13 protein-coding genes are annotated in these 12165 nt (G+C 63.4%); 5 read left to right on the plus strand and 8 right to left on the minus strand.

All coding sequences use genetic code 11. From position 1 onward, the window contains the following. Positions 1-79: 79 nt before the first annotated feature. Positions 80-322 carry a hypothetical protein gene (locus QQK95_RS15325; protein WP_284274032.1) on the plus strand — a complete coding sequence of 81 codons (243 nt, stop codon included), beginning with the start codon at positions 80-82 and terminating at the stop codon, positions 320-322. On the opposite strand, the gene QQK95_RS15330 is transcribed toward QQK95_RS15325, so the two are convergent. Both QQK95_RS15330 and QQK95_RS15335 read right to left on the minus strand, forming a co-directional pair. Then, positions 319-1035 (minus strand): hypothetical protein, encoded by a 717-nt coding sequence (locus QQK95_RS15330; RefSeq protein ID WP_284274033.1) that lies wholly within the window; start codon positions 1033-1035, stop codon positions 319-321. The two genes, QQK95_RS15325 and QQK95_RS15330, sit on opposite strands and share 4 nt — an antisense overlap. A gap of 21 nt (positions 1036-1056) precedes the next feature. Then, positions 1057-2172, minus strand: coding sequence for an endonuclease/exonuclease/phosphatase family protein (locus tag QQK95_RS15335; RefSeq protein WP_284274034.1), 1116 nt, complete (start codon positions 2170-2172; stop codon positions 1057-1059). A gap of 188 nt (positions 2173-2360) precedes the next feature. Here QQK95_RS15335 and QQK95_RS15340 point away from each other — a divergent pair, with 188 nt between their 5' ends. Then, positions 2361-2927 carry a BA14K family protein gene (locus QQK95_RS15340; protein WP_284274035.1) on the plus strand — a complete coding sequence of 189 codons (567 nt, stop codon included), beginning with the start codon at positions 2361-2363 and terminating at the stop codon, positions 2925-2927. Positions 2928-3006: 79 nt separating this feature from the next. Here QQK95_RS15340 and ilvC read toward each other — a convergent pair whose 3' ends face one another. The 3 genes from ilvC to QQK95_RS15355 all read right to left on the minus strand — a co-directional run bounded on the left by ilvC (position 3007) and on the right by QQK95_RS15355 (position 5332). Next, complete coding sequence (ilvC, locus tag QQK95_RS15345; RefSeq protein ID WP_010910140.1) at positions 3007-4026, minus strand: ketol-acid reductoisomerase; 1020 nt, start codon at positions 4024-4026, stop codon at positions 3007-3009. 24 nt (positions 4027-4050) lie between these two features. Further along, on the minus strand, positions 4051-4704 hold the full coding sequence (locus QQK95_RS15350) for a TetR/AcrR family transcriptional regulator (protein WP_284274039.1): 654 nt from the start codon (positions 4702-4704) through the stop codon (positions 4051-4053). 169 nt (positions 4705-4873) lie between these two features. Beyond that, a complete protein-coding gene (locus QQK95_RS15355; RefSeq protein WP_284274041.1) occupies positions 4874-5332 on the minus strand; it encodes a MarR family winged helix-turn-helix transcriptional regulator in 459 nt (152 codons plus the stop codon). Between the two features lie 98 nt (positions 5333-5430). On the opposite strand from QQK95_RS15355, the gene QQK95_RS15360 reads away from it, so the two are divergent. Continuing rightward, positions 5431-5736, plus strand: a complete 306-nt coding sequence (locus QQK95_RS15360) for a Rieske (2Fe-2S) protein (RefSeq protein ID WP_284274043.1) — start codon at positions 5431-5433, stop codon at positions 5734-5736. A gap of 1 nt (position 5737) precedes the next feature. After that, the gene (locus QQK95_RS15365) at positions 5738-6469 is read left to right on the plus strand and encodes a glutathione S-transferase family protein (protein ID WP_284274045.1); all 732 of its coding nucleotides are present in this window, start codon (positions 5738-5740) and stop codon (positions 6467-6469) included. Between the two features lie 36 nt (positions 6470-6505). Here QQK95_RS15365 and QQK95_RS15370 read toward each other — a convergent pair whose 3' ends face one another. The 3 genes from QQK95_RS15370 to QQK95_RS15380 form a co-directional block, all read right to left on the minus strand. Continuing rightward, the gene (locus QQK95_RS15370) at positions 6506-9283 is read right to left on the minus strand and encodes a CHAT domain-containing protein (protein WP_284274047.1); all 2778 of its coding nucleotides are present in this window, start codon (positions 9281-9283) and stop codon (positions 6506-6508) included. A gap of 63 nt (positions 9284-9346) precedes the next feature. Further along, positions 9347-10633, minus strand: a complete 1287-nt coding sequence (locus QQK95_RS15375) for an FAD-dependent oxidoreductase (protein WP_284274049.1) — start codon at positions 10631-10633, stop codon at positions 9347-9349. Between the two features lie 53 nt (positions 10634-10686). Next, positions 10687-11097, minus strand: coding sequence for a winged helix-turn-helix transcriptional regulator (locus QQK95_RS15380; RefSeq protein WP_284274051.1), 411 nt, complete (start codon positions 11095-11097; stop codon positions 10687-10689). A 136-nt stretch (positions 11098-11233) separates the two neighbouring features. Between QQK95_RS15380 and QQK95_RS15385 the strand changes: the two genes are divergently transcribed. Then, the gene (locus QQK95_RS15385; RefSeq protein WP_284274053.1) at positions 11234-12127 is read left to right on the plus strand and encodes an SDR family oxidoreductase; all 894 of its coding nucleotides are present in this window, start codon (positions 11234-11236) and stop codon (positions 12125-12127) included. Positions 12128-12165 lie beyond the last annotated feature (38 nt).

Below are 12165 nucleotides of genomic sequence, written 5' to 3' on the forward strand. Positions count from 1 at the left end.
GACGCTTGCCTGCGCCGCCAGCACTGTCGCCCGCGGGTCGACGATGCTAGGGCAAGCATCTCGGGTCGAGGAACAACGCATGAGCAAGAAGACACGACTGATCGTGACGATGGTCATCATCGAGGCCGTCCTGGCGGGCATCTGGTGGTATCTCGCCCGCTTCGGCATGACCAATCCCGATCGTGTCACACCGGATTTCCAGGCAGTCGTCGGCCAGACCATGGGAATGGCCATGGGCGGGTTGCTGGGCATCGGCTTCATCTTGTTCCTCGTCGCGGCCCGCAACGACCGCAAGGCGGCGCAGGACAAGACGCGCCTTTAGCCCACGCCGGAAAAATGCCACTCGATCAGCGGCTTCATATGCAATGCCAGTCCGTCCGGCAGGTCGCCGGCATGGCGGATGATCACCGGCCCGTCGATCTCCGGATCGGTTTCGCCGGCGACGAAGGCTGAGATTCGCCGCGCGATCTCATCGGCTGGCTCGTCGACATGATAGCGGCGGAAGATGACGGTCCCACGCGTGGTCGACAGGGCGTGCCAGCGCACGCCGCGCCTGGCAGCCGAGAGATCGAGGCCTGTTTCCTCGCGCACCTCGCGGATCATGTTGAAATCGACGTCCACCAGGCCGTCACGAAAGTCGTCCGGCTCGAACGACCCGGCGGCGAAATAGACGCGCCCGGCATTGACCGTGTGTGACCCCATGCGGATCGCCACCAGCGCATTATCGCCGGCGACCAGCATGGCATGGGCATAGGCATGCTCGGCGCCTGAATTCTCGCGCCGCTTACGCCAAAGCATGAAGGTGGAGTAGTTGACCGCGTGGCAGCGGCCGACGAGACGGTTGTCGCGGTACGCGAGTTGCGACAGCAGCACCACCGTGCCGTCGAACAGCGCCGGCTTGGCCGCTATCTCGCGCTGCCAGTTCTCGGCGACCGCCTGTTTATTGTCGCGGGCGAAAGGATGCGGGCCGGGGTCGAGCCGGACGTCGATTGCATCGACCGGCAGGATGACATTGCGTGGCAGGTCGAAACTCATGCGTGTAGCCCCAAATGCCGCCTATCGAGCCATGTCCAGCGTGATCGCCACCGGGCAATGGTCCGACGCTTTCGGCCGGTCCCAGCCGGCGCGCGGAAAGCGCTCGACTTCCTGGCCAGCCGGAAAGATCGTGCGCCAGGGCTGGCCGTTGCGGATGATGTCGGGAACGGCGGTGGCGTTCCTCGCCGCCAGCCCCCTGGATAGCAGGATATAGTCGAGCTGGCAGAGATGCCGCTCTTCGGGTCCGCGCGTGTGATAGAAGGTCCAGCGGTTCATTTCCGGCCGACGCTCGATGACGTTCTCGCAGAAGCCGCCGGCCGTCAGCACGTTGATGCAGGACTGTGCCTCATCGACCACCTCGAAACGGTAGCCGTCGAGATCGTCGCCGGCGATCTTCACGCGCTGGCGGTAATCGTTCATGTCGCCACAGATCGCCCAGTGCTTATCGGCGGCATGATCCGCGCCGAAGCGCTCCTCGATAATGCGGCGCACGGCTTGCGCCTCGGCAATGCGCACCGGCATCGTCGCCTCGCGTCCGTCGAGCCCGTTGCGCGGCGAGCCCATCGACTTGAAATGCACGAGATAGAGCGTCAGCGGCACGCCGCCGACGGTGATGTCGACTTCCAGGCAGTCGCGCCGGAAGATGCGTTCATTGGCCTGGCTGCCAAGGGCGGCCAGTTCCGGCGTGTGCAGCCCGAACTGCTCGTAGGTGACGTAGGCATGGCTGGTCATGCGCACGAATTCGATCGGCTGTCCCTGCGCGGTCTCGTTGCGCATCATCACGGCGACATCGATGCCGCGCGAATCATTGCCTGCGGTGGTATATTTCTGCCGGTAGCCCTGCCCCACCATCTTGAACAGATAGCCGTATTCGAAGGCCTTCAGCGCCTCGATGTTGTCGACCTCCTGCATGCAGATGATGTCGGCCCGTGTGGCGGCGATCGCCAGCGCCGTCAGCTGGCGGGTATCGTCGGACTGCGCGATGGCGCGGGCCTGCTCCAACATCTTGTATTCGGCTTCGCTCTGTATATCGAACAGCGCCAGCGTCCGATCCTCGTTGAGCTGGTTGCGATAGCCGGAAAAGTCGAACCTGTTCATCAGGTTCTCGACATTGAAGGTGGCAAGGCGCAGCGACATGACCTGACCTTTGCCTGCAAGAGCGCCGGAACACAAGATCGCAGGACCACAAGCCAGGATCGACTGGACCTGACCGCATTCGCGCCATGGTTGACGGAACCTTTCCGTTCATCCGCCGTTCAGACGCAAAGATCCACAGTGGACCCATTCCAGGGTAGGCGTGGGGCCTTCAGCTCTTGGAGAGTGTTATGAATTCGCTCTTTTCGTCCACCATCAAATCCGGGCTGATTGCGCTCGGCATTGTCTCCGGCATCACCGCGCCATCTGCCGCCGGACCGATCCTGCAACCGGATCTGGCGCTTCCGACAAGCACGGCAGCACCGGCGGTAACGCCGGTGCGCGAAGGATGGGCTGGCGGCAATAACCGTCCGGCCTACAACGAAGACTGGAGATGGCGCCGGTCAGGCCACTGGAACGGTGGTCGGCACTGGAACCGCGACAACTGGAACGGCGGAAACTGGAACGGCGGCGATGACTGGCGTTGGCGTCGGCATCACCATCGCCGCTACTATGATGACGGTGCGGGTGCCGCGATCCTTGGCCTTGGCCTGGGGCTCGGCCTCGGCAGCATGTACAACAACTACAACAACTACGATTACTATGCGCCGGCACCACGCCGCTACTATCGCGCCGGGCGGCTTTCGAATGCCCATGTCCGGTGGTGCTATAACCGCTACCGGTCGTACCGTGCCTGGGACAACACGTTCCAGCCCTATGGCGGCCCGCGCCAGCAATGCTGGTCGCCCTATAGCTGATCTCTAAGCGCGCCACGCGGAATGAAAACGGCGCCCTGGGGCGCCGTTTTTTGCTTTGATCAGGAAGAACGGATTTCGATCAGTTCTTGGCCTTGTCGACCAGCTTGTTCTTCGAAATCCACGGCATCATCGCGCGCAGCTTGGCGCCGACCTCCTCGATCTGGTGGCTGTCGTTCATGCGGCGGATGCCCTTGAAGCGCGACAGGCCGGCGCGGTATTCCTGCATCCATTCCGAAGTGAACTTGCCGGTCTGGATGTCTTTCAGCACGCGCTTCATCTCGGCCTTGGTCTCGGCGGTGATGATGCGCGGACCCGAGACATACTCGCCCCATTCGGCGGTGTTCGAGATCGAGTAGTTCATGTTGGCGATGCCGCCTTCATAGATCAGGTCGACGATCAGCTTGACCTCGTGCAGGCACTCGAAATAGGCCATTTCCGGCGCGTAGCCGGCTTCCACCAGCGTCTCGAAGCCGGCGCGGATCAGTTCGACCAGGCCGCCGCACAGCACGACCTGCTCGCCGAACAGGTCGGTTTCGCATTCCTCGCGGAAATTGGTCTCGATGATGCCCGAACGGCCGCCGCCGACGCCGCAGGCGTAGGACAGCGCCAGGTCGAGCGCATTGCCCGAAGCGTCCTGGTTGACGGCGACCAGGCACGGCACGCCGCCGCCCTTCTGGTATTCGCCGCGCACCGTGTGGCCAGGGCCTTTCGGCGCGATCATGACGACGTCGACGGTCGACTTCGGCTCGATCAGGCCGAAATGCACGTTGAGGCCGTGCGCGAAGGCGATCGCAGCGCCGTCGCGGATGTTCGGCGCGATCTCGTTCTTGTAGATGTCGGCCTGCAATTCGTCGGGCGTCGCCATCATCATCAGGTCGGCCCATTTTGCGGCGTCCGCCACGCTCATCACCTTGAGCCCGTCGGCCTCGACCTTCTTGGCGGTCGCCGAGCCGGCCTTGAGGCCGATGGCGATTTCCTTGGCGCCGGAATCCTTGAGGTTGAGCGCATGCGCCCTGCCCTGGCTGCCATAGCCGATGATGGCGACTTTCTTGCCCTTGATCAGGTTGAGATCGGCATCACGATCGTAATAGACGCGCATTTTACTTCCTTCCCGTTTCTAAGATCAGAGGCCTTTCAGCCTGGTTTTTGCTCCGAAAAGAGCGAGAAACTGCTGCGTCGCCCGCACGGCATCGCCGCCGATCGTCGCCTCAGTCAATTCCAGCCGGTCGCCGAGCAGCAGACGGATCTGCACGTCGCGGGCGACGAGCCCGAAAAAGCTACGGAACGCCGTCTCGGCATCCGTGAAATCGAGGAGCCCGGCCTGGCGCCCGGCCTCCAGCACCGGCTTCAGCCGCCTGGCCAGCGCGAAGCGGCCATTCTCCAGCACGACGGCGCCGAGATTATCCTTTCCCGATCCGGCATGACCGACCGCCACCCGGTTGAGCGCGATCGAAGTGTCGCTGGAAATCACGTTCAGCCAGTCGGAAGCGAAACGCTCGAGGCTCGCCGTCAGCGAGGCAAGGTCGAGCCCCTTGCCGTCGACGGGCGCCACGCGCACCTTGGAAGCCTGCCACTGCACGGTCGCCGTCAACAGCCCGTCGCGGTCGCCGAACCATTTGTAGAGCGTTTCCTTGGAACAGCTGGCCCGCCGCGCCACGGCGGTCATGGTCAGCTGATCGCCCTCCTCGACCAACAGCCGCAACGCCGCGTCCAGAACGGCCTTCTGCCGCTCAGTCAGCGTCTCGCTGGTGTCGATATCAGGCACGATGTGCAACACGCCTCTTCCCTCGCGGACAGGCAAACCGATCATCCTGGCAAGCCGTACCGTACGTTACGGTTCGGCATATTGCGCAATCTGGCCCGGCGCGCAAGGGGGCGGCGCGGAAAAAGATCGAAGTCCGCGAGCGCCAGCGCCGTTATTGAGCATCGCGGGGAACGGACCAGGATCAGTCGAGGACGGGCGGATCACGCAGCCGGCCAAGCAGCGCCGACATCATCTTCAGCTCGTCCGCTGAAAGCTTGGCGCCAACCAGTTCGGCGATCGATCTTCCATAGACGGCCCACATCCGCCGGCGCGTCTCGCGCCCCTTGGCCGTGACGCGGATGGTCTGGCCGCGACCGTCATCGGCGACCTTCAGCTTCTCGACCAGACCGTCGGCTTCGAGCCGGGCCAGCAGCCGCGAGATGTTGTACTGCGCAAACAAGGTCCGCTCGATCAATTGGAACGGCCGCAGACCGCCCTCGCCCGCTTCGGCGAGTTCGTGCAGCACGTCGTACCAGGCAAGCGGCGGCAGGCTGCCCGCCTTCAGCGCGTCCTCGGCGTTTTCCACCAGCTGGCGCGAAACGCGCATCAGGCGGGCCCAGGCCGTGATGGCTTCCGGCGAAGGCGTGGCTTTCTCGGTCATGGCTCACCCTAGGCGATAGATGCAGATGCATCAAGCTTGACGATAGATGCATCTGCATCTACATGAATGCAATTGCATCAACATCGAAAGGCAAACCGATGAAACACGAAATCTGCAAGGTCGCCGACGTCCCCGAGACCGGCAGCCTGATCGCCCCGTTCTTCGGCCGCGAGGTCCATGTCTGGCGCAGCGGCGAACGCATCCGCGCCGCCGCCAATGCCTGTCTGCATTTCGGCGGGCCGCTGGATTGCAAGGACGGCAGGCTGGTCTGCCAATGGCACGGCGCCGCCTTCGACATGACATCGGGCGAGCGTCTCGACGGCCCGGCGCCCAGGAATTCCCGCCTGATGTTCCTGTCGACGCGCGTCGAAAACGGCGCATTGAACTATGTCTGGGGAGAGTGAGATGACCGACAAGCTCATTCTCGTCAGCCACCCTCTCTGCCCCTATATCCAGCGCGCGGCGATCTCGCTGACCGAGAAGGGCGTGCCGTTCGAGCGCGTCGACATCGACCTCGCCGACAAGCCTGTGTGGTTCAAGGCGATCTCGCCGCTCGGCAAGGTGCCGCTGTTGCGCGTCCAGCGAAATGGCAACGAAACGACGATCTTCGAATCGGCTGTCATCCTCGAATTCCTCGAGGAGACGCAGGCCAATCCCCTACACCCGTCCGACCCCTACGCCCGTGCCCGGCATCGCGCCTGGATCGAATACGGCTCGGCCATCCTCAATGCCATCGGCCGCTTGTATTCAGCGTCGACCGAGGCCGGGTTCCTTGCCGAGTCCCGCGCGCTGTCGGGCATGTTTGATCGCCTTGAGGCCGAACTGGCGGATGGCGTCCGGCGGAGTGGGCCATGGTTTGCGGGCGACCGCTTCTCGCTCGTCGATGCGGTGTATGGGCCCGTCTTCAGGTATCTCGACGCTTTCGACCGGATCGGCGATTTCGGCATCCTGGACGGCAAGCCGCGCGTCCAGGCCTGGAGGCGGGCACTGAGTGAACGCCCGTCAATCAAGCACGCCGTAGCGCCGGATTATCCGCAGCGCCTGCATGCATTCCTGCAAGCGAAGGGATCTTTTCTGTCGAGCCTCATCCGCCAAGGCGAGCAAGCCGGACCCTTTGCGTTGGCACGATCGGCTTGAACGGGGATCGCGAGCAAGCTTACGCTTCGAGCGGCCTCAGTTCTCGAACATGACAAAGGCGGCCCAGACCCGCGGATCCTGGGCGCCTGATATCTTTCCGTCGCGGGCATCGCGGCGGGTCTGGCGCAACGCTTCCGGATAGGCTTGTCCCGCGGCAAGATGGCCATAGAACCCGACCATGAAAGCGGCGGTTCCGGCGTCGTCCACAGGCCACAGCGTCAACAGCGAACGTTTTGCGCCGGCAATGTCGATTGCGGTCGGCAGGCCGCGCAAACCGCCGACGAATGTCTCCTGGCCACGGGCCGTCTCGCAGGCGGACAGGACAAGTAGGTCGAGGCCCGACAGATCCCAGTTCATCAGTTCCATGCCATAGAGCCGGCCGTCATCATCGTCACGTTTCATCGACTGCCGGTCTCCCGACTGCGACAGCACGACCTGGCTCTGCCAAAGTGCGTTCACGGCGCCCACGCCACCCTCTTTCTCGTCGCGGTAGGCGCCATGGGTGGCCAGATGCGCAATCGTCGCCTGCTCCATATCCTTGCGCAGCATCCGCTCGCTCGCCGCCGTCCCGGTAAGCATCTGGACCGAAAAGTGATGGGCGCCCAGGATAGAGGCGATCGCGTCAACCTCCCTGGCTGTGCCTGGTAGCGGCTCCGCCCCTTTTTCCGAACCTCGTGCATAGTCCAGCCCGCCGGCCAGCAAGGCTTTGCCCGTCTTGGGAAGACTCTGGTCGACGCCGGCATTCAACAGCGATTCCGGCCGCGTCAGCATGCGCACGACGAAACGGTCATCGAGCGACGCGCCCTTGCCGTCCTGCAGCAAGGGGAATGGCACCGAAAACAATTTTCCGTCCGGCACCACGAAAAGCGTATCGGCGCCACCAAGCGACGGCTCCAACGGTGCGATCAGACCGGTATAAAGCCCGGTAAATGTGGCATTCAGATCGATCAAGGTCACGGCGCCGCGTTCCTGCGCGGAACGCGTCGACCTCAGATTTGCCATGCGTGTCTCGCGAGCGGCCGGGATGAGCCGGCGCGGGTCGCCGAGATCGTAGAGGCGCGGCAGCTGGTCCTTGCGCGTGACGATGGCATAAAGGCGCTCGTCCTCCAGCGGGTCGGCGCTCTCCCGATCCTCCCGCCACTTACGGGTGATGAAGTAGTCCACCAGCGCTTCATTGGGCTTCAGCAGGGTGCCGGCGGACGGTAGCGGCTTGTCCACCACGCTCTGGCTGAAACTGTATTTGGCCATGACTCTGGCCGTGGCCTTTTCGTATGCCGCTTCAACCTGTCCCGGCTGCACCGCCCCGGGATCGTCGGAACTGTCACCGCTGGAGGCCGCCTCCTGATAGGCCAGGGACAGCCGGATCCCAGCCTGGATCAAGTGCCGTGTCTCCGCATCGTTCGGATCGATCAGGCGGGACAGTCTGCGCAACAGATCGCGTTTCTCATTTTCAAGCGTTGGCCAGCGGCGCACGGCTTCGGCAAAGGCCGGCACCACCGATGTGTTGTCTTTTGCGAGGCGCGCATAGTCGTACAGCATATCGTCGGCAAGGGCGCGGCTGGCCTCGGCCACGATTGGATTGCCGGCCGTGCTTACCTGGAACCAATTCCAACGCAGCATGTCCTCGTCGAGAGCCGCGAAATCGGCAGCCGCCTTCTCCGGGCTCGTCTTCGCCTTGAGATTGGCCATGGCCTGTCGCGCGGCAAAGGTTAGCGGGTGCACCACCCCGTACGTCGCTTCGGCGATGCTTCGGGCTCGCTCAAGCTGGCTCATGCCATTTTCCGTGTCGCCCACTGCGATGAAATGCGCGGCGAGCAGGTTGGCGATCTTGATCGCCAGTATTTCGGGATAGTTCGCGTCGGTGGTCAGTTGTTGCAGCCTTGTCATTGTCTGCTCATCGAGCGGCTGCGCGCCAGAGAGCGCCCTGGTATAGAGCAGCCAGGCATCGGCCTGTTCGACCAGATTGCCTTCCTGCTTGAGAACGACGGCAATATCCCGGTCCTGCTGGAAGTAGCGCAAGGCCTCATCGTATTTGCCAAGGTCCAGATAGTCCTGCGCCGTGTTATTGGCGCTGACCAAAACGTTGAAGTGATTTGGGCCGTGGTAGCCGATCCGCTTCTCCAGCACGGCCAGATCGTATTGCAAAGCGCGTGTCGGAGCCCGCATCTGGCGCAGCATGTCGGCTAGATTGTTCTGCAGCTTCCAGATGAAACGATCATCGGTACCGGCTACCTGCGTGGCCAACTTCAGATTGCGCTGTTCGACATTGATCGCCGCAGCGATTTGACCGAATGCGGCGACCCCGGTCGCCAACACATCGTTGGCAAACAGGAGTTCCTGGGATTCCTTGCCATGGTAGTGGGCGTATAGATTGGTGGCTGTCGCGCACATGGAAACGAAGCCTTGATAGTCCTTCTCGGCCTGCTTCAGCATTGCGTAATTGAGATAGAAGTCGCCACGCTTGGCGACATCCTGCTGCATCGCCCGGGTTTTCAGCCCTTCGGCAAAAATCTCTTCGGCATAGTCGAGGATCTGGTTGTTGAGGAACGTCGCGCCGGCGTTCGAGTAGTTCTCCACGGTGAAGTCGTAGAGATCGCTTCTGGCCGCATCGAGCAGCGTGGCGCGCAAATGCGCATAGCCTTCATCGAAGCGCCCTGCGTCCATCATCAGTTTGTAGGCCGCGTCGATACGGGCTTTCAGCCCCTCCTCGGTGGCCGTCGCCTGCTGACTGGCCTGGCCGGGCGTCTGGGCTTGCGCCTGCGGTGAGAGAAACGCCACCGCCAGCATCACCAGAACAGATGCAACAACACGCATCAGATGTTGCGATTCTCGTGTTCTGAGCAGGGTGTGCATGCGAACCGGCCGGGGCGAAAAACTCTATGAAGCGGTCCTATCATGATCTGGATTTTGTCCGAAATCCCATCGCGCTTCCGTCAGTCCTGCCCGCCTGAACGGATCGATCATCGTGCCGGCGACCATCGATGCCAGGAACTGCGGCGCCGGCGGGATCTTTGCGATGGTCGCCACCAGCCTGTCGCGGATGAAGGGCAGCGCCACGGAATCCGATTGGTAGAACGGCGTGAACGCCAGCGACAGCGCCTGGAAGACACGCACGTGCCAGCGCCGCGCCCCGGCATAGGCTTCGAGCGCTGCCTCGATGCTCTGCGTGCGCGCCAGCGCGTGGCTGAGTGCCGCGGCGTCGAGCAGCGCCATATTGGCCCCTTGCCCAAGCTGCGGGCTGGTCGAATGCGCGGCATCGCCGATGACGGCAAGCTTGCGGCCGACCGGCAGTTTCATCGTATGGTGGCCGTAACGCGCCAGCGACAGCTGGTCGAAACTGTCGATCTGGCTGGTGAACGCCTCGCTCTGTGGCCACAGCCGCACCACCCTCTCCTTCCAGGCGTCGATGCCGGCAGCGCGCACCGCATCCGCAGCATCAGGCTTCAGGCTCCAGAAGAAGGCCGCCATCTTATCGGCGCCCGGCTCCGGCCGGCCGATCGGCAGCACGCCAATCATCACGCTGGCCTTGTCGTAGCGCTGCGACAGCGCGTGCTCGTCAAAGCCCTCGCCGCGCCAGCCGAGCGAAGCCCAGAACGCGCCATAGCTGAGCGGCCGTGGCGCGCCTGCATTGGCAACGCTCTGCCGCAGTTTCGAGCGCGAACCACTGGCGTCGACGACCAGATCGAACGGCCCTGCCTTGCGGCCATTGCCACAGATCAGCGTCGCCCGTTCGCCGGCTTCGACCGTCTCGATCTCGACGCCGGTCTCGATGGCGACGGCCTCGCGCCGGGCGGCGCGAAAAAGCACGCCGAACAGCGCCGCCCGGTGCACGGCCAGGCCGAAACGGCGGCCGCGCTGGGCGTCGTAGCGGACGTCGAGCACGGTGCGACCGGTCGAGGCATCGGCGCCATGCAGCCGGTCGATGCGGGCGCCGAGCGTCAGTATATCGTCGAGCAGGCCGAGATCGGCCAGAACCGTCAAGCCGGTCGGCTGCAGGATCAACCCGGAGCCGACGGGCTTCGGCTCCTCGAAGCGCTCGAAGAGGGTGACCCTGTGCCCTGCCCGCTGGAGATAGAGCGCGGCGGCCAGCCCCGCCGGACCGGCGCCTGCAATTGCAATATCGTAGGAAATACCGATGCCCCCAAGCCGAACTGGCCGGGACAATCCTTCAGCCGCCTGATGAAATCAAGTCGCGCCGCCTCACGCCGTCGCGCTGCTCAAGCCTGCGTCGCGTCGAAACCGGCCCGCGCCTCGCGCACCGCATCGTGGTTGAGTTCGGCCCACTGGATCAGATGATGCAGGGCGCCGAACATCGAGCGTCCGAGATCGGTGAGGCTGTATTCGACGCTGGGCGGCTTGGTCGGGAACACTTCGCGATGCACATAGCCGTCGCGCTGCAGGTCGTGGAGCGTCTGGGTCAGCATGCGCTGCGAGATATCGGGCACCAGCCGCCGCAACTCACCGAAGCGATAGGGCTGCTCGGCCAGCGCCGCCATCAGCAGCGAGCTCCATTTGCCGTTGAGGCCATCGATAACGTCGCGGACCGGGCAATCGGCAAGATTTCCGCCACCGGTCATGGCTTTGTAGACGTCGAGTTTGGATCTTAGATTGACGATCCGGCTATCCATGGCTGGTTCCCTGCGTGTGCCTACCTCCCGAAAAACTGCCTTCTTTACGACATCGGGTCAATTCCTATTTTAGTGCTGGTCTCTTTTTGAGACCGATGTACGCACTCGCCGCTTGGCGCAACGACAGGACCTCCCAATGACCGAAACCCTTCTCGTCACCGGTGCTGCCGGCCAGCTTGGCCGCAGCGTCATCCGCTATCTCCTAGACACGCACAAAGTCCCGCCGGCAAGGATCATCGCCACCACCCGCAACCCGGAAAGCGTTGCCGATCTGGCGGCGCGTGGCGTCGTTGTCAGGGCTGCCGACTTCAACGACGCGACCTCGCTGGAAAACGCATTCAAGGGCGCCGACAGGGTCCTGATCATTTCGACCAGCGATCTCGACCTCAAAACCGGCAGGCGCCTGAAGCAGCATGAGGCGGCGGTGGCGGCGGCGAAGAAAGCAGGCGTTTCGCACTTGCTCTATACCTCGATGCCCAATCCGGAGCCGGTTTCGCCAGTGCTGTTTGCCGGCGACCATTACGGCACCGAGCAGGCTATCAAGGCCAGCGGTATTGCCTATACGATCTTCCGCAACGGCTGGTACCAGGAGAACCTGTTCATGGCCCTGCCACCCGCCATTGCCTCGGGACAGTGGTACACGTCGGCGGGTGACGGCCGCATCGCCCATGGTGCGCGCGACGACATGGCCGCGGCCATCGCCGCGGGTCTCGCCTCCGGTTCGACCGACAGCAAGACCTACACGCTGACCGGCCCGCAGGCCTATACGACAGCCGAGATCGCCGCCCTGGTGAGTGAAGTCACCGGCAAGCCGCTGGAAGTCATCCAGCTGCCCGACGAGGCGCTGACCGAAGGTGTGAAGGCGGCTGGCGTTCCCGAGGAGTTCGCCAACGTCATCGTTTCCTTCGACGCCAACACCCGATCCGGCCGCATCGCCATGGTGACGGATGCGGTCGAAACGCTTTCCGGCAGGAAGCCCCAGACGCTGAAGCAGTTCCTCGAGGCCAACAAGGCCGCGCTGGCTGGTTGAAACCAGAGCAATTGCAGGAAAGCTGGAGCGGCGGGAGG

Origin of the sequence: Mesorhizobium huakuii (assembly GCF_030160235.1) — a bacterium.
GTDB classification, from domain to species: domain Bacteria; phylum Pseudomonadota; class Alphaproteobacteria; order Rhizobiales; family Rhizobiaceae; genus Mesorhizobium; species Mesorhizobium huakuii.